General features: G+C 64.6%; 18 protein-coding genes and 1 tRNA gene. 13 read left to right on the top strand and 6 right to left on the bottom strand.

What is annotated here, in order from left to right:
• Positions 1 to 19 precede the first annotated feature (19 nt).
• The 4 genes from D7S89_RS22715 (at position 20) to D7S89_RS22700 (ending at position 1,917) form a co-directional block, all read left to right on the top strand.
• Positions 20 to 607, top strand: coding sequence for an SIS domain-containing protein (locus D7S89_RS22715; RefSeq protein WP_121281130.1), 588 nt, complete (start codon positions 20 to 22; stop codon positions 605 to 607).
• A 20-nt stretch (positions 608 to 627) separates the two neighbouring features.
• Positions 628 to 1,425, top strand: coding sequence for a BON domain-containing protein (locus tag D7S89_RS22710; RefSeq protein ID WP_121281129.1), 798 nt, complete (start codon positions 628 to 630; stop codon positions 1,423 to 1,425).
• On the top strand, positions 1,425 to 1,781 hold the full coding sequence (locus D7S89_RS22705) for a c-type cytochrome (protein WP_183085315.1): 357 nt from the start codon (positions 1,425 to 1,427) through the stop codon (positions 1,779 to 1,781). Before D7S89_RS22710 ends, D7S89_RS22705 begins: the two co-directional genes overlap by 1 nt.
• A gap of 60 nt (positions 1,782 to 1,841) precedes the next feature.
• Positions 1,842 to 1,917, top strand: a tRNA-Ala gene (locus D7S89_RS22700).
• Positions 1,918 to 2,057: 140 nt separating this feature from the next.
• On the opposite strand, the gene D7S89_RS22695 is transcribed toward D7S89_RS22700, so the two are convergent.
• From D7S89_RS22695 to D7S89_RS22685, 3 genes are all read right to left on the bottom strand, one after another.
• Entirely contained in the window at positions 2,058 to 2,501 is a 444-nt protein-coding gene (locus tag D7S89_RS22695) for an SRPBCC family protein (protein ID WP_121281192.1), read from the bottom strand.
• Between the two features lie 95 nt (positions 2,502 to 2,596).
• Positions 2,597 to 3,385, bottom strand: a complete 789-nt coding sequence (locus tag D7S89_RS22690; protein WP_245983153.1) for a DUF2182 domain-containing protein — start codon at positions 3,383 to 3,385, stop codon at positions 2,597 to 2,599.
• 51 nt (positions 3,386 to 3,436) lie between these two features.
• On the bottom strand, positions 3,437 to 4,204 hold the full coding sequence (locus D7S89_RS22685) for a DUF899 domain-containing protein (protein WP_121281128.1): 768 nt from the start codon (positions 4,202 to 4,204) through the stop codon (positions 3,437 to 3,439).
• A 130-nt stretch (positions 4,205 to 4,334) separates the two neighbouring features.
• On the opposite strand from D7S89_RS22685, the gene D7S89_RS22680 reads away from it, so the two are divergent.
• The 5 genes from D7S89_RS22680 to D7S89_RS22660 all read left to right on the top strand — a co-directional run bounded on the left by D7S89_RS22680 (position 4,335) and on the right by D7S89_RS22660 (position 8,492).
• A complete protein-coding gene (locus tag D7S89_RS22680) occupies positions 4,335 to 5,552 on the top strand; it encodes a helix-turn-helix domain-containing protein (protein ID WP_121281127.1) in 1,218 nt (405 codons plus the stop codon).
• Positions 5,553 to 5,560: 8 nt separating this feature from the next.
• Positions 5,561 to 6,241: a Vgb family protein gene (locus D7S89_RS22675; protein ID WP_121281126.1), complete on the top strand. Its 681-nt coding sequence runs from the start codon at positions 5,561 to 5,563 to the stop codon at positions 6,239 to 6,241.
• Between the two features lie 87 nt (positions 6,242 to 6,328).
• On the top strand, positions 6,329 to 6,754 hold the full coding sequence (locus D7S89_RS22670; RefSeq protein WP_121281125.1) for an organic hydroperoxide resistance protein: 426 nt from the start codon (positions 6,329 to 6,331) through the stop codon (positions 6,752 to 6,754).
• Between the two features lie 285 nt (positions 6,755 to 7,039).
• A complete protein-coding gene (locus tag D7S89_RS22665; protein WP_121281124.1) occupies positions 7,040 to 7,678 on the top strand; it encodes a LysE family translocator in 639 nt (212 codons plus the stop codon).
• Positions 7,679 to 7,886: 208 nt separating this feature from the next.
• On the top strand, positions 7,887 to 8,492 hold the full coding sequence (locus tag D7S89_RS22660; protein ID WP_183085314.1) for a LysE family translocator: 606 nt from the start codon (positions 7,887 to 7,889) through the stop codon (positions 8,490 to 8,492).
• A 24-nt stretch (positions 8,493 to 8,516) separates the two neighbouring features.
• Here the strand turns inward: D7S89_RS22660 and D7S89_RS22655 are convergent, their stop codons facing one another.
• The 3 genes from D7S89_RS22655 to D7S89_RS22645 all read right to left on the bottom strand — a co-directional run bounded on the left by D7S89_RS22655 (position 8,517) and on the right by D7S89_RS22645 (position 12,824).
• On the bottom strand, positions 8,517 to 9,854 hold the full coding sequence (locus D7S89_RS22655) for an Nramp family divalent metal transporter (protein ID WP_121281122.1): 1,338 nt from the start codon (positions 9,852 to 9,854) through the stop codon (positions 8,517 to 8,519).
• Positions 9,855 to 10,047: 193 nt separating this feature from the next.
• Positions 10,048 to 11,607 carry a thioredoxin family protein gene (locus D7S89_RS22650; RefSeq protein WP_121281121.1) on the bottom strand — a complete coding sequence of 520 codons (1,560 nt, stop codon included), beginning with the start codon at positions 11,605 to 11,607 and terminating at the stop codon, positions 10,048 to 10,050.
• Positions 11,608 to 11,885: 278 nt separating this feature from the next.
• Positions 11,886 to 12,824, bottom strand: coding sequence for a helix-turn-helix domain-containing protein (locus D7S89_RS22645; RefSeq protein WP_484419721.1), 939 nt, complete (start codon positions 12,822 to 12,824; stop codon positions 11,886 to 11,888).
• A 169-nt stretch (positions 12,825 to 12,993) separates the two neighbouring features.
• On the opposite strand from D7S89_RS22645, the gene D7S89_RS22640 reads away from it, so the two are divergent.
• From D7S89_RS22640 to D7S89_RS22625, 4 genes are all read left to right on the top strand, one after another.
• Positions 12,994 to 13,908, top strand: coding sequence for a DMT family transporter (locus tag D7S89_RS22640; protein WP_121281119.1), 915 nt, complete (start codon positions 12,994 to 12,996; stop codon positions 13,906 to 13,908).
• A gap of 153 nt (positions 13,909 to 14,061) precedes the next feature.
• Positions 14,062 to 17,457: a hybrid sensor histidine kinase/response regulator gene (locus tag D7S89_RS22635; RefSeq protein WP_121281118.1), complete on the top strand. Its 3,396-nt coding sequence runs from the start codon at positions 14,062 to 14,064 to the stop codon at positions 17,455 to 17,457.
• Between the two features lie 156 nt (positions 17,458 to 17,613).
• Complete coding sequence (locus D7S89_RS22630) at positions 17,614 to 18,633, top strand: class I fructose-bisphosphate aldolase (RefSeq protein WP_121281117.1); 1,020 nt, start codon at positions 17,614 to 17,616, stop codon at positions 18,631 to 18,633.
• Positions 18,634 to 18,782: 149 nt separating this feature from the next.
• The gene (locus D7S89_RS22625) at positions 18,783 to 20,327 is read left to right on the top strand and encodes a methyl-accepting chemotaxis protein (RefSeq protein ID WP_121281116.1); all 1,545 of its coding nucleotides are present in this window, start codon (positions 18,783 to 18,785) and stop codon (positions 20,325 to 20,327) included.
• Positions 20,328 to 20,403 lie beyond the last annotated feature (76 nt).

The following is a 20,403-nucleotide window of genomic DNA, read 5'->3' as shown; positions in this document are numbered from 1 at the left end:
CCGATCCAGTAGAGACCCGATGTCAGTCGAACGTATTCAACAGCATTTCCGCGATAGCGCCGCGCTTCAGCTCGAAGTGCTCGATGCGTTGTCGATGCCGATCGCCGCGGCCGTCGATACGATGTTCGGCGCGCTGGCGAACGGCAACAAGATCCTCGCGTGCGGCAACGGCGCTTCGGCTGCCGACGCGCAGCGCTTCGCCGCGCAGCTGATCTCGCGGTTCGAGCGCGAGAGGCCGGGCTTGCCGGCTATCGCGTTGTCGGCCGATGCGGCTGTGCTGACGGCGTTCGGCGAAGACGGCGGCTTCGACGAGATCTACGCGAAGCAGGTCCGCGCGCTCGGTCATGCCGGTGACGTGCTGTTCGCCGTGACGGCCTCGGGCGAATCGCCCAATGTGCTCGCGGCGATCCTCGAAGCGCACGAGCGCGAGATGATCGTCATTGCCTTGACGGGCAATGGTGGCGGCAGCGCGAATGACGCGCTGTCCGATACCGACATCCATATCAGTGTGCCGTCGGGACGCGTGGCGCGTATCCATGAAGTGCACTTGCTGACCATTCATTGTCTGTGCGACGGCATCGATGCCATGTTGCTTGGTGAAGATTGACTTCAAAAGGGAGTTCGTTGATGAGGGCAAATCGCGTCATGAAGACGTTTGTGCGGGCAACGTTCTTGACCGCATCGGCGGCGACCTTGGTCGTATCGCTGCAAGGCTGTGTGTTGGCGTTGGCCGGGGCGGCCGGTGGCGGCGCGCTGATCGCGACCGATCGACGCACGATCGGCACGCAAACGGAAGATCGCGAGATTCAGGTCAAGGCGTTTTCGCAGATCGCCAATGAGATTCCCGACTCCCACGTTAACGTGACGGTGTTCAACCGGCGCGTTCTGCTGACGGGTGAGGTGGCTGATGCGGCGAAGCGGCAGCGTGCGGAAGACATCACGCGCGGTATCAATAACGTCAACGTGATCGTCAATGAGATCGCCGTGCAGTCGCAGTCGGATTTCTCTTCGCGCGCGAATGACTCTTATCTTCTTGGTCGTGTGAAGACCGCGCTGATCGCGGAGAAGGGGATTTCGGCGAACGACTTCAAGGTTGTTGCCGAGCGCGGGAATATCTATTTGATGGGGCTCGTGACGGTTGATGAGGGTGGTCGTGGGACGGATGTGGCTAGCCGCGTGCCGGGTGTTGTGCAGGTTGTGAAGGTGTTTGAATATATTCAGCCGGAAGCTGCGCAGGCGTTGCAGGCTTCGGCTACGGCGGCGGCTGGTGCGCCAGCGGTGCAGGGTGAGCAGGTTGAGCCGACTGTGGGGGCGGTGCCTTCTTCGTCGATTAATGCGCAGCCGTTGGAGCAGCAAGCGCCGGCGCCGGTGTCGAATGCGACGCAGGTGCGGCCCGGGAATCCTAATTCGAAGACGGGGCAGTGATGGTGGGTCGTCGTTTGATGAGGGGCCCGCTGGCGGTTGGGGGCGTGGTGCTGGTTTGGGCGTTGGCTGGTGGGCAGGCGTTTGCGGCTGAGCAGCCTAAGGGGCTTTCGGTTGCTCAGGCTAATGCTTGTCTTGGGTGTCATGCCGTCGATCGTAAGCTCGTGGGGCCTTCGTTTCAGCAGATCGCTGCTAAGTACAAGGGTGATGGCCTGGCCCAAGGGAAGCTTGAGAAGAAGGTGCGTGATGGTGGTTCCGGCGTTTGGGGTGTGATTCCTATGCCGGCTCACCCGCGTATGAGCAACGCCGATATCAAGGACGTCGTGCAGTGGGTGCTGGCAAGGGCTCCGTCGAAATAACCGTCGGCGAGGGGCCTTGTCAGAGGGAAGAAACGCTGTGCTAGAATCAAAACTTCGGTTGGGGCGGTAGCTCAGCTGGGAGAGCGTCGCGTTCGCAATGCGAAGGTCGGGAGTTCGATCCTCCTCCGCTCCACCAATGAATTCAAAGGGTTACAGGTGATTTGCCTGTAACCTTTTTGCGTTTCTGCGGGCCTGGGCCGCAGATTGCCCTCTCCGAGCCATCTCGCATTTTCTCCCGAGGTACCAACCTTGGAGGAGGCACGCGCTCCTGTCCCCCTACCGAATCTCTGCCTCCACAAGCGAGACCAGCAACCGAAGCGACTCCTGCCACCCGAGATAGCATCCTTCGACAGGAATCGCTTCAGGAATCCCTTCCTGCACGACATTCAGCTCAGTCCCGCAAAACACAGCCCGCAGAGACGCCGTCGTCCGCATGACACCGGGCAAGTTCGGATCCTCGAACCTCCCCGTGTACCGAATACGCTCATTGGGCACCAACTCGAGATACTCCCCACCGAACGCGTGACTGTCCCCGGTGGTGAAGTTCGTGAACGACATCCGATAGGCACCGCCCACCTTTGCGTCCAGCTCATAAACCTTGCCGATAAAACCATTGGGTGGAAGCCACTTAGTCAAGGCATCGGCATCAAGGAACGCACGATAAATCCGCTCAGGCGTGGAACGAATGACGCGATGAAGCCGGACGGTGTTTGTAGACATGATCAACTCCGAAAGCGGAGGAAAAGCCCCCCGATCCCACACGACGAACGAGGCTCGGCGGAATCGACATGCCGAAGCGACGTCGATCCCCCGAGCTAGAGTCCAACAGCCCGCCCAATCAAAAACACACCGGCCGTAACAACAACAGCGCCAATCACTCGCGCAACACGCTCACCGTGCGGCGCGAGACGTTCTACGGTAATGGCCGTTGTCACGACCGCCATCGCACGTAAGTCCATGACTCCGATGGCGAGCAGGATCGTTGTCAACCCGGCACAGCAATGGACGCAGTGTAGGCCGAGTCGCAGGCCATATCGCCACGCCGCGCCCGCATCAGCTGACGAGGCTGACAACATACGGCCGCAACCTAGCGCTTCCCTGCAACACGCAAGGTGACGAGCCTTCCACGACGTGAACTGCAGTGCGCCGCTGATCAGCACGACCACGCCCGTCACAACAGGAACGGCACGCGCGAACGCCTCTACCTGCATCTCGACGGCTGCGAGCGCGACACCCAGCGCAAAGACCGCGAGGCCGAACACGGCCCACACGAAGAAGTACCCCGCGCCCACGAGCGCCGTTAGCTGACTCAGACGAGGCTCACCCACCCGACCAACGGCAAGCCGGTAACGCCACAGCATAGGCACTAACGATGGCAACATCATCGCGACCATCATTACGACCCACATGCCAAGGAACACCCCTGCAGCATCGGGCCATGTCTGTCCGGGCATCCGCATCCATGCCATCGACATCGTCCAGCCGCCGGGCATTGGCATCGCGCCCATCGCTGACATGGACGCGCACCACACAATCGTGCCCGCCGCACTCGCGGCAAAAAGCAGCACCGAGACACCGAGGAAGGCTCGCTGCGAAGTCAGCATAGAAACCCCCATCGAAAGTTGCACATACCAGTGCACACAACGCAGCTAAGCTCAGCGCTTGTCGTATTCATCGTGGCGAAGCCACCAAGGGCCTGTCTCGTTGCGGCCCCGCGGCGCCCGGTCGAGCCATTGATACATGCCCCAGAGACCATCGAGCCCCCGCGCGTAGGTGGAGTAGGTGTGATAGACGACGCCGTCCTCGAGCACAAACGCACTCATACCCGGCCTTTCCCGCACATACGTAGGCGCATCGGTCCCGCATGCCGCAGCGAACTGCGCGACGGGTTGGGGCGGCGACGTCATGTCCATCGCGTGCCCTTGACGTTCGTAGTTGTACTCAACTTCCCCCGCGCGTTGCTGCTCCGTAGTGAACGAGATGTTGAAGTCGAAGTTGAAGTCGCTGCCGAGCGACGAGGCCCACGGAAACGTCCATCCCATCCGTCGCTTGTACGCTTGCAGCTTCGCGAACGGCGCTAGCGACACGGCCGAAAGCGTGACGTCGTGATGCGCTAAATGGATGGCAAAGCCGTCGAACCCATCCGCGATCGCCGAACACGCCGGGCACCCTGCGGCGTACTCGGGCCCGAACATGAAGTGATAGACGAGCAGTTGCGAGCGCCCTCTGAAGAGATCCACCAGCGTGGCGTCCCCTTCGTCGGTCTCGAATCGATACGCCTTGTCGACCCGAACCCACGGCAATGCTTGACGCTGCCGCGCCAGCTCGTCGCTGCGCCGCGTGAGCTCCTTTTCCGCTTTGAGTAGTTCGAGCCGGGCCGAAAGCCAATCTTCGCGTGTCCCGGTGATGTGTTTGGTGCTCATCGTTCCCTCCGTCAGATGTTCAGATGTCCGTCGTCGTTCGGTCCCCGATACGACGTCTTGGTAGGCAGCCGTGTGCTAGATTAGGTCCGGGGCATCGAACGGTGGGAGTGACAAGTTTGGCGGGATTCCGATGGACTCGATGATCACGGCCGCGGCGCGTGCACTCGCGGCTGGTGATCCCCTCGGCGCGCTGAACCGGGTCGCCTTGCGCGACGACGCGCCTGCGCTCGCGCTTCGAGGCATCGCGATGGCTCAGCTGGGCGACTTCCTGAGAGCAAAGGCACTCGTGCGAAGGGCCGCCCGCGCGTTCGGTCCGAAAGAGCCCTTAGCCCGTGCAAGATGTGTCGTCGCTGAAGCGGAGATTGCGCTCGCATCGCGCGACTTGGGCTGGCCGGCAAAGTCGCTCGATACCGCGCGCGCCACGCTCGACGCGCATGGCGACCGGGTGAACGCCGCCTATGCGCAGTATCTGGAGGCCCGGCGTTTGCTACTGATCGGTCGCCTCGACGAAGCCGAGTGCACGCTCGCAGAACCCCATCCCGTTCCCCTCCCACCTGCGATCCGTGCCGCCCGTGAACTACTCGTAGCGGGAATAGCGATACGTCGTCTGCGAACGAACGTGGCGCGCGCGGCGCTCGCCCGGGCCGAGCAGGCCGCGCGCCACGCTGGTATCCCAGCATTAATGGCGGAAGTCGAAAACGCCTCACTTGTCTTGAACACGCCAGCGGCTCGCCTGATTGCTCGTGGCGAGCAGCGACTCCTGCTGCTCGACGACGTCGAGGCATTATTGGCGTCTGAGGTGCTCGTGATCGACGCGCGTCGTTATGCCGTGTGTGCCGCTAGCACGGTGGTCTCGCTTGCCAGACGTCCGGTGCTATTCGAGCTCGCACGCTTGCTGGCGCAAGCGTGGCCCGAAGACGTGCCCAGGAGCACACTCATTGAGCAGGCCTTCCGCACCAAGCACGCCGATGAGTCGCATCGCGCGAGATTGCGAGTCGAAGTCGGGCGCCTTCGCACGATGCTTGGCACGCTGGCCGACGTAAGCGCGACGAAGCAGGGGTTCGCGCTGGCACCGCGCGGCACACGCGAGATCGCCGTGCTGACACGCCCCGTCGAAGAACGACATGCTGATATGCTGGCCTTCCTTTCCGACGGCGAGTCCTGGTCGAGCTCGGCCCTGGCGCTTGCACTGGGTGCCAGTCAGCGTACGGTGCAGAGGGCACTCGACTCGCTCGCCGCAGCGGGCAAGGTACAGTCATTCGGTCGCGGACGCGCGCGTCGTTGGGTGACCCAGCGAGTGCCCGGATTCACGACAACGTTATTACTCCCCATGCCACTACCGAGCTAAGAGGAAAGATGAATCGCTCACCTGCCGAAATCGTTCGCGAGTACGGACCTTTTGCCGGTGCCGACCAGGTGCATGGGGTCACCTACGACGGTCAGCAAGTATGGTTCGCCGCCGGCGACAAACTGACCGCCTTCGATCCGACGACCGGCAAGACACAGCGCTCGCTCGACGTTGCCGCGCAAGCGGGAACAGCCTTCGACGGCCAACATCTATTCCAGATCGCCGGAGATCGCATCCAGAAGATCGATCCGCAGACCGGCCGCGTGCTCGCGACGATTCCGACGCCTGCAAGCGGTAGCTCGGGGCTCGCATGGGCGGAAGGAGCGCTCTGGGTGGGCCAATATCAGGACCGGAAGATCCATCAAATCGACCCGCAGAGCGGCGCGATTCTTCGCACGATCGAGTCCAATCGCTTCGTCACCGGCGTGACCTGGGTCGACGGAGAGCTCTGGCACGGCACGTGGGAAGGTGAGGAAAGCGAGCTCAGGCACATCGATCCCCGCACGGGAGAGGTGCTGGAGAGCCTTGCGATGCCGTCTGGTGTTGGCGTCTCGGGGCTTGAGTCCAATGGTGCCGATCAATTCTTCTGCGGTGGCGGGAACAGCGGGAAGGTAAGAGCGGTCCGTCGACCCACACGGGGCGACGCGGGCGGCGACGCCGAGATCCAGGTCAATTCCGCCACCGATTGAACGCAGCTTGTCTTATTCGTCTCGTACAGTGGTTTAGCTACAAGTAGGTAGATGTTGGTTGGCCGTTCTACTAACAGGAGCCTTGTCATGTCGATCGAAAAAGTTCTCTACCGTGCTAACGCCCACGTCACGGGTGGCCGCGATGGACGCGCCGTTGTACCCGAGAGCAAGCTTGATCTGAAGCTGACCACGCCGCGCGACCTCGGCGGCGCTGGTGGTGACGGTACGAACCCCGAGCAGTTGTTCGCCGCGGGTTACAGCGCGTGCTTCATCGGCGCGATGAAGTTCGTCGCGGCCCGCGACAAGATCGCCATGCCGGCTGACGCGTCGATTGACGGCACCGTGGGCATCGGTCCGATCCCGAACGGCTTCGGCATCGAAGTCGAGTTGAAGATCTCGCTGCCGGGCATGGATCGCGCCGCCGCGGAGTCGCTAGTCGAGAAGGCGCACATCGTGTGCCCGTACTCGAACGCCACGCGCAACAACATCGACGTGAAGCTCACGCTCGTTTGACGGCGCATAGATAGCACGTGAACGGTGGTCGGGCTCCGGGCATCTTTGCCGGCAGTGCTGCTCACCGCCACCGAACGCCGCACTGGCGACGCGATCAGGCGTCGGTGCGGCGTTTTGCTTTCCAGCAAAGAGCGCATGCGCCACCGCGACGACGCCAAATGCGCACCCCAAATCCCGCTTGTATGCATTCGTGCTATGTTTTGCGGCATCGGCAGCATCATGCGTCGATCAGATAGCAACGTCGCCGCATCGCCCCCGTTTTCCCGCCAGAGAGAGGAAAAACCGATGACCGCTTCCGCCGCCGTGATGGCCATCCTCGTTGCTTTGCTGCTCGGCGCGATGATTCCGGGGCCCAGCTTCGTGCTCGTCGCGCGCAATTCCATCAGCCTTTCGCGTACCGCTGGGCTCGCCACCGCGCTTGGGATGGGCGCAGGCGGCATCCTCTTCGGCAGCCTCGCGCTGGCCGGCCTTTATACGCTGCTGCAAGCGGTCGAATGGCTCTATATCGCGTTGAAGCTCGCAGGTGGTGCGTATCTCGTCTACATGGCCTCGAAAATCTGGCGCGGCGCGGCTCAACCAATGACGGCCGACGTCGACATGCAAGCGCGTTCGTTCAATGCGCGCAAGTCGTTCTGGATCGGGCTCAGCACCCAGCTCAGCAATCCGAAGACGGCGATCTGGTACGGCAGCATCTTCGCCGCGCTGCTGCCTCAACACCCTCCGCTGTGGTGCTACTTCGTGCTGCCGCCGCTCGTGTTCGCCGTCGAAGCCGGGTGGTACACGGTCGTCGCGCTGTGCTTTTCGAGCCGGCGCCCGCGCGAGCTGTACCTGCGCGCCAAAAAATGGGTCGACCGCGTGGCCGCTACCGCCATCGCTGCGCTCGGGCTGCGGCTCATCTTCGCGGCGAACAAAGTCGGCGTCTGAGTGCGCGTTCGTCAGCCGACGTACCACACACCCTTCCCGCCATCTTCCGACTTGAGGTAAAGTCGCGCGCGCCGCTTCATGCGGCGCCGATCGATCGTGCGCGGACCACACCGCAACGCAACGCGATTGACCGTTGCCGCTCGCTCTGAATTGCCCGGCCGCCCATGCGCGCCGCCGGTGACGAGGGCGCTGACCCCCGGGAGAAACCGTGCCCATGCAGGCCGCTTTGTTGAAGATGTCGTTGTACGTGTCGCTCGTGCTGCTCATGCCGGGACCGACCAATACGTTGCTGTTGTCGTCGGGGCTCAAGGTCGGCGTGCGCCGCACGCTGCCGCTACTCGTCGCTGAAGCGCTCGGTTATCTCGTCTCGATCGCGGTCTGGGGCTTCTTCCTGTGCGCGCTGGCAGCGGGCCGGCCCTGGCTGTACGCGGCGATCAAGCTGCTGAGCTCGGCCTACATTCTGTGGCTCGCGATCAAGATGTGGGCCACGAGCCGCTCACCGCAACAGCTTGCCGCGGGGCCCGTCGGCTTTCGCGATTTGTTCGTGGCGACGCTGACGAACCCGAAGGCGCTACTGTTCGCGAGCACGCTGTTTCCGCTCGAAGCCTTCACCTCGGCTGCGCAGTACGCGCGTACCGCTGCCGTTTTTCTCGCTGTGCTGGTACCGATCGGCATCGTCTGGGCCAGCCTCGGCAAGCTGATGAGCGGCGGCCGTACGGCGTCCACCGCGCGCACGCGCACGTTGCTGCGCCTGGCGTCGCTCGTGCTCGTAGCCTTCTCGGGCTTGCTCGTCTATTCGGTTCTGAGCCGCTGAGCCACTTGAGCGGCGGCGCGGGTATCAGGCTCCAAAGCCTGGCACATTGACGCCGAAGCTTTGCAGCAGCAATACCGTGTTGAGCACGACGACGGCTACCGTGCCGCCGATTGCCGCGACGCTCATGAGGGGGCCGTTGACGAACGGTCCCATGATGTCGCGTCGGCATGTGAATATGACGAGCGCGATCATCGGCACGGGCAGCGCGAAGCTCAGCACGATCTGGCTGTAGACGAGCGCATCGTTGGCATTGACGCCGAGCGCGACGACGATGAACGCCGGCACCATCGTCGCGAGGCGCCGCACGCCGACCGGGATTCGGAAACCGACGAACCCTTGCATCACCATCTGCCCGGCCATCGTGCCGACGACGGAGCTCGAGATGCCCGACGCCAACAGCGAGATCAGGAAGATGCCGGCCGCCCCCGCGCCGAGCAACGGCGTCAAGCTGCGATAGGCAGTGTCGATCGTGGCGATGTCGGCATGTGCAGGGTGAAACGCGCCGCTGGCCATCACGATCATCGCCATGTTCACGAGACCGGCGAGTGAGAGCGCGACCACGACCTCGATGTTCGAGAAGCGCAGCAGCTTGCGGCGGCCCTCGTCGTTGCGCGCCGGCGAGCGATGTTGCGTGAGCCCCGAGTGCAGATAGATCGCATGCGGCATGACCGTTGCGCCGAGTATGCCGACGGCCACGGTCAGCGCGCCCGAATCGGGCAGCGTCGGCACGAGGCTGCCGTAAGTGACGTCGCTCCACGAGACGTCGACGATCGCAAGCTCGGCGACATACGCGAGCGCAATGACTGCGATGAGCCCGCCGATGATGAGCTCGAGTGGCCGAAAGCCGCGCCTTTCGGCGATCAGAATCGCATAGGTGACGAGGCCGGTGATCACCATGCCTGCGAGCAGCGGCAAGTGGAACAGCAGCGCCAGGGCGAGCGCGCCGCCGAGGAATTCGGCGAGATCGGTCGCCATCGCAGCCACTTCGCTGACGGCCCACATGGCGTAGACGACCGGCGCCGGAAACTGCTCGCGGCTCAATTCGGCGAGATTGCGCCGCGTGACGATACCGAGCTTGGCCGACAGCGCCTGAAACAGCATCGCGATCGCATTGGCTGCGACGACGACCCAGAGCAACGCATAGCCGTACTTCGATCCCGCTTGCAGATTGGTGGCGAAATTGCCGGGGTCCATGTACGCGATCGATGCGACGACCGCAGGGCCCGCGAACAGCAACGCCGAGCGCAGGCTGGCACCGCGACCCGCGAACGCACTGCTACCGCTACCGTTTCCCGCGAGCGCATCGCCGATCGCCCGTGTCGTGCGCTCGCTCATCCCTAACTGCATTTGCGCGGTCGTCATCGCGTCCCCCTTGCTGCTTTGTCCCTATGGCAAGCATGGTGACGGGCTGCGCGAAAAAAGAACAATTGAACGTTCTGATCGTGTCGATAACTATCCGTCTGCCAAAGGGGCGCGGCGCGGGGTACGGGCCGCGCCGCGGTTTGGTTACGTCGAATCGAACCGAGCCGTGCCGGCCCGTGCCGGCCCGCACCGACTAGGCGCTGGTAGGCTTGGCCAGCGTGTGGCAGGTTGCGCGCTGCGGATCGTCGGCGGGCAGCTTCGCGCAGACACCGTCGAGTTGCGCGAGCACATGCTTGACGGCCGCGTCATGCTGCTTGCCACGGTTCCAGTCGCTCAGGCGCGTCACGAGCCGCTCGATGTTGGCGCGATTGCGGCCATAGAACGCATCGTGCGTGGCGCTGACCTCGGTCAGCACCGCGCTGGCCGCCTGCTGCACGCGTGCCTCGTCCTGTGGCGCGAGCTCGACGACGTTGCTGAAGTAGCTGACGCTCCAGCGCAGCCGTGTGGCCGGCCCGACCGATGCGTCATAGGCACGCTTGTACCAGTCGAGCGCCGAGTCCGAGTCGCCGCGCGCCTTGGCGTTGGCTCCGAGTTCCGACATCACGTAGTAGGGCGTGACCGAGCGTGTGAGCTCCGCGTGCAGCATACGGTCGGAGTCGTTGATGAGACCCGCGGCGGTCAGCGCATCGGCCGCTGCGTCGACGACTGCCAAGCGCTCGTAGCCGTTCGTCGTGACCGTGTTCGCGACCGTGGCCTGCTCGCGCACGGCATTGAGCAGCGCGGGCGGCAGCGGCGCGCCTTTCGGCGCATCGAGACGCGCCAGCGTCACGCGGCCGTGCAGCGCGCTCAGGCGATCGGTCGTCGACAGCGTCGCGTCGGCGGCGAGGGCGGTCAGCGCGCTATCGCTGGCATCGACGAGACGGCGGCGCTCCGGGGTATCCGCCGCGCTCAGGTAGCGGACGATGTCGTTCGCATAGGCGACCAGCACGTCGAAGTTCGCCCGGGCGCGGCCACGATCGGCGAGTACGGCTTCGACAGCCTGGGTCGCGGCGGCCTTGTCGATCGGCTCGCTGCGCGGTTCGGTTGCCGCGGCCGCGACGGCCTTGAGTTCGAAGCGCAGCGCCTCGTCGTCGGCATGGTCGGCGCGCGCATGGCGAGCCAGCGTTTGCAGTGTGCGTGCGACTTTCTCGTTGGCGACGGGCTGCGGCTCGGCTGGGTCCCACGCGTAATCGGCCAGCATGCGCCATTCGTCGTGTCCCAGATGCGCGCCATCCTTCAAGGCTGCGGCAAGCGTCTGCTTGACCGGATGCGCGGCATTCATGCCCAGTGAAAGCGCCTGCAAATAGCGCGCGGCATCGACTTCGCCGGGCAGCCGGGTGATTTCGGTGCCGTCGGGGCTAAATAGAATCATGGTCGGATAGCCGCGCACCTTGAACCTCTCGCTGAGCTTCTGCGCGCTTTCGCTATCGCCATCCAAATAAACGGGGATGAAAAACGACGCTCGCTCCTTGAACGCCTGCTGATTGAAGATCGTCGCCTTCACCTGGTTGCAAGGGGGGCACCACACTGCGCCCCAGTATAGAAACAGCGGTTTGTGCTGCGTCTTGGCCAACGCGAATGCGGCATCGACATCGCCCTGCTGCCATGCGATGCCCGGCGGCAGCGCATGGGCGGGTGCGGGAGGAGCCGGCGATGCCCACACCGAAGCGGTGAGCGCGAGGGCACCGATCATACCGACGAGACGAGAATTCATGACTTCCCTTTTTTTCGAAGATGAATGCGGAATGCGAATTCGACGCTGCGAGCGACGTGAGCGGCAAAAGTCGAATGCCAAATGCCGCGAACTTCGGTAAGACGGGGAAGCAGTATCGGCGAATACGCTGAAATGAAAATGCGGAAAATCGCCGGCCACGGGTTTTTGATTCTAGAAAGCCGTGTGTGCCGCTTCAACCCGACATTAATTGCAGTTTATTACGGGCCGAATAGCGGCGTCGTGAGCAGGGATATCAGTAGCCTGCGTGGCGCAGCGGCTCAGGCCGCTTGCATGGCGCGCCGGTACGCGAGCGGCGACGCGCCGACGGCGGCGCGAAAGCGATGGCCGAAGTGACTCGCGTTCGCATAGCCGCAGCGCGCGGCAATGTCCTCGACCGACAGCGCGGTCGTCCGCAGCAGCGCCCGTGCGCGCTCGGCACGCTGTGCGGCGATCCAGGCGTGCGGCGGCAGGCCGAACGAGGTGCGGAACATGCGCGAGAGATGGAATTCCGACAGGCACGCGACGTCGGCCAGATCGCCCAGCGTCAGCGAGCTGTCCAGATGCGCATCGACATAGTCGCGCAGGCGCCGTCGCGTCGCGGGGGCCAGGCCTCCTTTGACGAGGACGTCGCCGCGGCGCACGCCCTGGCTGCGCAACAGCAGGCTCAGCATCTCGTGGGCCGTCTCGTTCGCGCGCAGCTTGTCGTCGGGGGCATCCCATTGTTGCGCGGCCAGCTTGCCGCAAAGCTCGGCCAGCTGCGCATCTTCGAAATAGGTGCGATCGGCGAGCGTGAGTTCGCGCGGCTCGCGATCGAGTTCATAGACGGCGCGACGCGTGAAATGCTCGGGCAGGAAGTACAGATGCAGAAAGTGCATGTGCCCGCGCACCCACCAGCGCGATTCGTGGTCGCCCGGCAGCGTGCACAGCCGCTGCGGTGCGCCATATTGGCCCGGCAGCTTTTGCCGCTCGGTCCGATGGCCGCCGTCCAGATAGCACGAGAACGTGTGATGACCCGGCTGATCGTAGGCCGTTTCTTCCTCGATGATGTCGCGCCGCCACACGGCCGCAGCCAGATGGTCGCCGAGCCACGCGAAGCGCTCGAGCGTCGCATTGGCTTGCGCCAGCGTACGGCCGACCGAATGCAGGCCGAACGGCGTGTCGTCGTCGGCAGCTGCGGCTTCGGCAAGGCTCTCGGGGGCGAACGGGCTGGCGGTCACGGGACAGGCAAGCAATGGCGATCGTTGAGGAGCTTCGAGTATAGGGGCGATATGCGTTTTGCGTTTGGTGCGCCCCAACAAAACCGCAAACGTAGACAAGTGCAGCCACTCCGTGTGCGGCAAAGTCGGAGCCGTGATTGTTCGTTGACCGATTGACCGGATATTTGCCATGAACCTCTTGCTTTATTTCACGACCGTGCTGATCTGGGGCACGACGTGGCTCGCCATCAAGTGGCAGGTCGGCGTGGTGGCGCTGCCCGTCTCGATTGCGCTGCGCTTCATCTTTGCCGCGCTCGCGCTGCTCGTCGTGCTGCGCATCGCGCGGCGCCCGATGCGTCCGCCGCGCGCGGCCTGGCCGCTGCTTGTCGCACAAGGTCTGGCGCTCTTTTGCTGCAACTTCCTGTGCTTCTACTATGCGGAGAGCATCGTGCCGAGCGGGCTCGTCGCGGTCGTATTCTCGACGGCGCCGCTGTTCAATGCCGTGAACGGGCGCCTGTTTCTAGGCCGTACGCTGCAGCCGAGTGCGATCGCGGGGGCGGTGCTGGGTCTCGCCGGCATCCTGTTCTTGTTTGCGCCGGAGATGCTCCGACACTCGGCGGACCGCACCATGTGGCTGGGCCTGGCGGTCGCGCTGGTCGGCACGATGTGCTTTTCGGCCGGCAACCTGCTCTCGAGCCGTATGCAAGCGATGGGCCTGCATCCGATGGTCACCAACTTCTGGGCGATGGCGATCGGCGCGAGCGTGCTGACGGTCGGAAGTCTCGCCGCGGGGCTCTCGTTCAAGCCCGAGCTGACCGTGCGCTACCTCGGGGCGCTCGCCTATCTGGCGGTACCGGGCTCGGTGATCGGCTTTACGACCTACCTGATGCTGGTCGGCCGGATGGGGCCGGAGCGCGCGGCTTACTGCACGGTGCTGTTCCCGTTCGTGGCGCTGGCCGCGTCGACGGTGTTTGAGGGGTATCAGTGGTCGACGCCTGCCGTCGTCGGACTGCTGCTCGTCGTGGCCGGCAATCTGGTCGCCTTCAACGTTCTGCGCCGTTTGCCATGGCTGACGGGGCGCCGCGCCGGGCGCGCGCTCGAATAACAGTCTGCCGCTCCGTCGGGCGGGATGAGCGTCTGCGACAGCGCTCGTCCTATCTTTCCCTGTCTGCGCCCGGTCCGGCGACGTGCGCCGCTAGCCTAGCCGCTTCTCAACGCTAGCCGGCGCTCGTCGCGAGCGCGGCGGGAATGTCGCGTCATGAAAGCAAGCCGCGCTCGACGCCGCGGCGCCACGCTGCCTGGCGGCTACGACCGCCTGCTGCTGTTCGGCGGTGGCATCGTGTTGTCCGTCTCGCTCATTGCTGCTGGGGCAGTCTCGATCGCGCATCGTTTCGACCGCGGCGTCGACGAATGGCGCGCCAAGTTCCTGATGGAGCGCGACTTCGTGAAGTCGAAGGTCGAGCGCAGTCAGGCACGCCTGAGGCAGGTCGTCGAAGCCTACGAGGCACTGTGCGACCTGCACCAGCAAGACCCGGTGCCCGTCGAACGCTATCGGCAGCTGCTCGAGCAGCAAAACGGCGTCGTCGTCACCGACAACGACATCACGGCAGAGCCGTTCACGATTCTCTCCACGCTGACCCGAGCCGAAGACCGGCCGCGGCTGGCCGATTTGCTGCGGCTGATTCGCGAGATTCCGTCGGGCTCGCTGCTGTATCTGCCCGGTGTGACGCACGATGCGCAAGGGCGTCACACCGGAGCCTCTGTCGCCGGGTTTCTGTACACCGATGATCGCCGCTTCTTCGCCACCTGGCCGCCGCGCGGCGCTACGCTCGATGCGGCGCGCAACGTCGGCACCGGTGCCCTGATCGAGCGCTACGTGGCGAACGTCGATGCCGAGTTGCGCAAGCAAGGTGACGAGCCGCTGCGCGAGCAGCGCGTGTTCTGGGTCTCGCTCTACGATTCCGATGTCTACGGCGTGTCCGTCAAGCACTACGCGGCGCCGATCTATCGTGGCAAGGAGCGGATTGCCGTGCTCGTGGTGACGGTGCCGTCGGCCCAGTTCCCGCGGCTCTTTCATCCTGCGGTCAAAGATCCCGATTTTTTCGTCGTCTCACGCGACAGACGCCATGTGCTGGGGCTCGACCCGTCCAATCCGCGCGCCGCGCGCTGGACGCAGGTCGCGAGCACGGGTCTCTTCGATGCGGCCGACGAACGCGTGCAGCTGATTCGCCGTGGCCGAGAGTTCTTCGTCATGCAGCGTATCGTGGGGCCCAGTTGGGTGGCGGTCCATGCGTTCGACTGGCGCACGATCGTCGCGAACCTCGGCGAGTCGGTGTCGCTCACGGTCACGCTGGTTGGTGTCCTGCTGATTGTGCAGTGGACTTTCGTCATCCTGATCGACCGGCTCGTGCTCAAGCCACTGCGTGCGCGTGCCCGGCAGGTCTTCGAAAGCGAAGCGTTCAATCGCACCGTGCTCGCTACTGCCCCCGTGGGGCTGACCGTCTTCGATCCGGCCACGCAACGCGTCGTCATGCAGAACGGCATCGCACGCGCCATGCTGTCGGCCTCGCCCGACGAGGTCGGCCTCTATCGCCGTCTGCTCGAAGGCCGCCGGCGCGGGTGCCGTGACAAACGGCGAAGCGCGAGCCGCCGCCGCGGCTCGGGGATGCTGCCACGCCAGGTGCTCACGGACGACGTATCGGTCGCAACGCCCGACGGCCGCCGACGCACGCTCTCGGTGGCGTTCGCGCATGCGCGCTATCGGCAGCAACGCGTGGTGCTGTTCAGCCTGACCGACATCAGCCGGCAGAAGGAGACGATGCGCTTGTTGCGCCGGGCCCGGCAGACGGCCGACGACGCCAACCGCGCCAAGTCGATGCTCGTTGCGACGATCAGCCACGAGATCCGCACGCCGCTGTCCGGCGCACTCGGCAACCTCGAGCTGCTGTCCGCGGAGCCGCTCGCGCCCGCGCAGGCGGCGCGCGTCGATACCGTCAGGCGTGCGTTCGATACGGTGCTGATGCTCGTCGACGACGTGCTCGATTTGACCAAGGTCGAGGTGCGTGAGCTGCGCTTGCAGATCGCGCCGTTCCGGCTCGACGAGGTCATCGAGCGTTGCGCCCAGACATTCGCACCCGCGATCACGGCGAAAGGGGTGCGCTTCGTCTGCGCGATCGACCCGCGTCTGGCCGGCTGGTGGCGTGGTGACCATCATCGCGTGGCGCAGGTGCTGGCGAACCTCGTCGGCAATGCGTGCAAGTTCACGCGACGCGGCGCGATCGTCGTGCGTGCGGCGCTGTCGACGGACGACGCGCGCGAAGTCGTCGAGATTGCCGTCGAGGACACGGGCATCGGCATCGCGGCGCATTGCCAGGCACACATCTTCGAGCCGTTCGAGCAGGCTGACGGGTCGATCGCGCGGCGCTTCGGCGGCAGCGGGCTGGGGCTCTCGCTGTGCCGGCGGCTCGTAGAACTGATGGGCGGCCGCGTCGGCGTGCGCAGCATGGAAGGGCGGGGCTCCACGCTGACGGTGCGATTGCCGCTCGAGCGTGCAGGCAAGGCCGCCGACGACGAATGCGTCCCGTCGCCCCCGGCGTTCGATACGATCGTCGTCGCCTGCGAACATGAGGCGTGGCACACGGCCATGCTGGCGTGGGCGCACAGCCGATTTCCCGCGACGACGATCGTCGATGGCCTCGTCGAGCAGCCGGTCATTGCGCCGAAGGCGCGCACCGTGGCGCTGTTCGGCGCGCATGACGACGTGCTGCCGTCGGCTTGGCAGACCTGGCGTGCGACATGCATCGACGCGCTGGTGGTGTCCGAGCGTGGACCGCTGCATCCGCAGCGTCGCGGCGAGGCGTGGCACGTCACCGCGTTTTCGGTGGATAAGCTCGCGCTTGCGTTGACCGCATGCGGCGTCGCCGAAGCGCTGCCCGGCGCGCCGACACCGCGCCGCTTGCCACAGGCGCAGCCCGAGCATCGCCGTGCGCGCATTCTCGTCGTCGACGACGATCCGGTGAATCGCGCTTTGCTCGCGCATCAACTCGAGGCGCTCGGCTATGCGCACGTCGATTGCGCGAGCGATGGGCTCGAGGCATTGAATGTATTGATTCGCAATCCTTATGACCTCGTCGTGGCCGATCTGTGCATGCCGGTGATGGATGGCGCAGCGCTGGTGGCGGCGTTGCGCGAACAGGGCATCGGTGTGCCGGTGCTGGCGAACACGGCCGCCTCGTGCGATGCCAGCCAAGCGAAGCGTGAGGGATTCGTCGAGGTACTGCGCAAGCCCGTATCCATCGAGCGTTTGCGCCTGGCGCTCGAAGCTCTGTTCGGCAGCGTGCCGCCACGCGTGGCAGACGACGTATCGGTGACCGATGCCATGCGCGCGGCATTCGCGGCAAGCTGGCGTGCCGATGCGGTCGCTTTGCAGCAGGCTATCGGGCAGGCTGATGCCGACGCACTCGAGCGATGCCTGCATCGCGTGAAAGGAGCGCTGCTCGTGCTCGGCGAACGCGAAGCGAGCCAATGCTGCGAGGACTGGCGAATTCATCTGGGGAAGCATGGCTTCGCCGATGCCGGGCAATGGCTGGCATCGCTGCAAGCGCTGCTCGCGCACCTTACGGGCGGGGCGCCACCGCCACCTGCCGCTGCCTGATCGGGCACCGAATTTGCGCGCGCTATGTTACTCGCGCATCGCACGCTGGCGGATCGCGGCTAGCGCATTGCGTCGAGGCCGCGCAGACTACCGATCGGTACCGTCGCTCGCGCGACCGAGACAATCGTGCGAGACGCCTTCTCGGAGGAGCAAGCCATGAGTGCACAAAACGAACTCCAGGCAACCGTCGATGCGCTCGCGCAAGCAGGCAAGGGTTTGCTCGCGGCCGATGAAAGCGGCCCGACGATCGCCAAGCGATTCAAGACTATCGGTGTCGAATCGACTGAAGAAAACCGACGGGCATGGCGCACGCTGCTGCTGTCGACACCAGGCCTCGGCGAATTCATCAGTGGCGTGATTTTGTACGAAGAAACGCTGGGCCAGCAAGCCGACGATGGTGAACCGCTACCGCAGCTCGCGGCACACCAAGGCATCGTGCCGGGCATCAAGGTCGACACAGGCAAGATTCCGCTTGCACACGCGAGCGGCGATGAAATCACGCAGGGGCTCGATGGGCTCGCCAAGCGCCTCGAAGGCTATAAAGCGCAAGGCGCGCGCTTTGCAAAGTGGCGCGCCGTCTACAACGTCAGCGACACGCTGCCAAGCCGCCTGGCGATCGAGGCGAATGCCGAATCGCTCGCGCGCTATGCGGCGATCTGCCAGGAAGCGGGCGTCGTGCCGATCGTCGAGCCCGAAGTGCTGATGGACGGCGATCACTCGCTCACGCGTTGCGCGGTCGTGACCGAAGCCGTGCTGCACGAAGTCTTTCACGCGCTGAACCGCCATGCCGTGGTACTCGAGCACATGTTGCTCAAGCCGAGCATGGTGATCGCCGGCAAGGGACACGCGCTGCACGCGAGCGTCGAGCAGGTCGCGGCACATACCGTCGCGGTACTCGGGCGCACGGTGCCTCCGGCTGTCGCGGGCATCTTCTTCCTGTCGGGAGGCCAGACGCCTGAAGAGGCTACCGCGAACCTCGATGCCATCAATCGCACGGGGCGTCGGCCCTGGCCGCTCAGCTTTTCGTATGGCCGCGCGTTGCAGGAGTCGCCGCTCGACACATGGTGCGGCCAGCCGCAGAACGTACGAGAGGCACAGCTTGCGCTGCTCAAGCGTGCGCGACTCAATGCGGCCGCTTCGTTGGGATGCTACGACGCGAACGAAGAAATAGTCTGATGTATCAAGGCGCCAGGCTCATATGAGAGCCTGCTGCCCGATCAAGGCAATACTCCAAAACACCGATAAAGAGCTCAGGTGTGCTTGCCGATAAAGCTGTCGTACGCCGTATCGGTCTTAGCACGTCAACGTGAGAATCTGGAGTCATAGTGAAAATCGGGCAGCGCCTCGCGATTAGTTTCGCAGTTCTTATTTGTCTTATCTTTGCGATGTGCGTAGTGGCCGTCGTCAACATGTCGCGGATGGCGGCGGGCAGTGCCTGGCTCGTTTCGCATGACTGGGCCGCCGACAAGCAGGTGACGCGCGCGATCGACAACGAGCGCGGCAGCGTCGCACGCATCTTCCAGATCGCCTCCGATCCCTCGCCGGAGCGCATGCACGAAGCACACGATCGTCTGCGCGAGAACCAGACCGAATACAACGACGCGCTGAACAAGCTCGCGCCGTTCATGACCCAGCCGCAGGGGCAGGCCGTGCTGGCCGATGCGCGTGCGTCCGGCGCCGAGTACGACGCGGCGGCCGCCAAGGTCATCGAGCTGGCCGACGGCGGCAATCGCGACGAAGCGGCCAAGGTCGCTTACGGCGATGCGTACGTCAAGCTGCACAGCTTTGCGGACAAGCTGCGTGCCCTGAGCGATTACGAAGCGAAGCAGGCCGGCGTGACCGTCGACGACAATGACCACCTTGCCTCGTTTTCCCGCGGCGTGATGATCGGCGCCACGCTGCTCGCGGTGCTGGCCGGTACCGCGCTTGCCTGGACCGTGACACGCCGCATTACGAAGCCGCTCGCCAGCGCGGTGTCGGTGGCCAATCGCGTGGCGTCGGGCGATCTGACGGCCGAGCTGCGGGCCGACGGGCGTGACGAAATCGCCGAGCTGCTCAATGCGCTCAATCGTATGACGCAAAACCTCGCGGGCGTGCTGCGCGATGTCGCCGAAGTGTCGTCCGCGGTCACGATGGCCTCGCGCGAGATCGCGACGGGCAACCTTGACCTGTCGCGCCGGACCGAAGAGCAGGCCGCGGCGCTTCAGGAAACGGCCGCGAGCATGGAGCAGATCACGGGCACGGTGCACAACAATGCCGGCAACGCGAATCAGGCCAACGACATGGCCGCCCGCGTCTCGCGTGACGTGGGGGCCGGCACGAACGCGGTGCAGGAGATCGTCGTCACGATGCAAGGCATCGCCGACAGCTCGAAGGACGTCGAAGGCATCATCACCACGATCGAGAGCATCGCATTCCAGACCAACATCCTCGCGCTCAATGCGGCCGTCGAAGCGGCGCGTGCAGGTGAGCAGGGTCGCGGCTTCGCGGTGGTGGCCGGTGAGGTGCGGACGCTCGCGCAGCGTTCGGCCACGGCCGCGCGTGAGATTCGCGATCTGATTTCGGCGTCGGTGTCGCGCATCGGCGTGGGGGCCGATCTCGTGCGCAGGACGGGCGACACGATGGCTGCCATTCGTGATGACGTCGTGCGGGTGAGCGGTGTCATCGCCGAAATCGCGGGCGCGTCGGACGAGCAGAGCAAGGGCATCAGCCAGGTCAGCATCGCCGTGACGCAGATGGATCAGGTCACGCAAAAGAACGCGGCGCTCGTCGAAGAGGCCGCCGCCGCTGCGCAGTCGTTGTCGGAGCAGGCCACGCGCCTCCAGCAGACGCTGAGCCGCTTCAGGCTTGCGGGCGCGGCGATGGCTTGAGTGATGGATCGCGCGCGGCGGTGATGAAGCCGCGCGTCGCTACAGACGTAAAAAAGGGCGCGGCATTCGTAAGAGT

This window comes from Trinickia fusca (assembly GCF_003628145.1).
Lineage (GTDB): Bacteria > Pseudomonadota > Gammaproteobacteria > Burkholderiales > Burkholderiaceae > Trinickia > Trinickia fusca.
This window is presented reverse-complemented; position numbering and strand designations above follow the sequence as displayed.

Excerpts from the sequence above, each read along its gene's own strand:
- D7S89_RS22655 (WP_121281122.1), bottom strand. The coding sequence starts at position 9,854 with ATGACGACCGCGCAAATGCAGTTAGGGATGAGCGAGCGCACGACACGG.
- D7S89_RS22680 (WP_121281127.1), top strand. The coding sequence starts at position 4,335 with ATGGACTCGATGATCACGGCCGCGGCGCGTGCACTCGCGGCTGGTGAT.
- D7S89_RS22665 (WP_121281124.1), top strand. The coding sequence starts at position 7,040 with ATGACCGCTTCCGCCGCCGTGATGGCCATCCTCGTTGCTTTGCTGCTC.
- D7S89_RS22650 (WP_121281121.1), bottom strand. The coding sequence starts at position 11,607 with ATGAATTCTCGTCTCGTCGGTATGATCGGTGCCCTCGCGCTCACCGCT.
- D7S89_RS22635 (WP_121281118.1), top strand. The coding sequence starts at position 14,062 with ATGAAAGCAAGCCGCGCTCGACGCCGCGGCGCCACGCTGCCTGGCGGC.
- D7S89_RS22670 (WP_121281125.1), top strand. The coding sequence starts at position 6,329 with ATGTCGATCGAAAAAGTTCTCTACCGTGCTAACGCCCACGTCACGGGT.
- D7S89_RS22705 (WP_183085315.1), top strand. The coding sequence starts at position 1,425 with ATGGTGGGTCGTCGTTTGATGAGGGGCCCGCTGGCGGTTGGGGGCGTG.
- D7S89_RS22630 (WP_121281117.1), top strand. The coding sequence starts at position 17,614 with ATGAGTGCACAAAACGAACTCCAGGCAACCGTCGATGCGCTCGCGCAA.
- D7S89_RS22675 (WP_121281126.1), top strand. The coding sequence starts at position 5,561 with ATGAATCGCTCACCTGCCGAAATCGTTCGCGAGTACGGACCTTTTGCC.
- D7S89_RS22685 (WP_121281128.1), bottom strand. The coding sequence starts at position 4,204 with ATGAGCACCAAACACATCACCGGGACACGCGAAGATTGGCTTTCGGCC.
- D7S89_RS22690 (WP_245983153.1), bottom strand. The coding sequence starts at position 3,385 with ATGCTGACTTCGCAGCGAGCCTTCCTCGGTGTCTCGGTGCTGCTTTTT.
- D7S89_RS22715 (WP_121281130.1), top strand. The coding sequence starts at position 20 with ATGTCAGTCGAACGTATTCAACAGCATTTCCGCGATAGCGCCGCGCTT.
- D7S89_RS22710 (WP_121281129.1), top strand. The coding sequence starts at position 628 with ATGAGGGCAAATCGCGTCATGAAGACGTTTGTGCGGGCAACGTTCTTG.
- D7S89_RS22640 (WP_121281119.1), top strand. The coding sequence starts at position 12,994 with ATGAACCTCTTGCTTTATTTCACGACCGTGCTGATCTGGGGCACGACG.
- D7S89_RS22695 (WP_121281192.1), bottom strand. The coding sequence starts at position 2,501 with ATGTCTACAAACACCGTCCGGCTTCATCGCGTCATTCGTTCCACGCCT.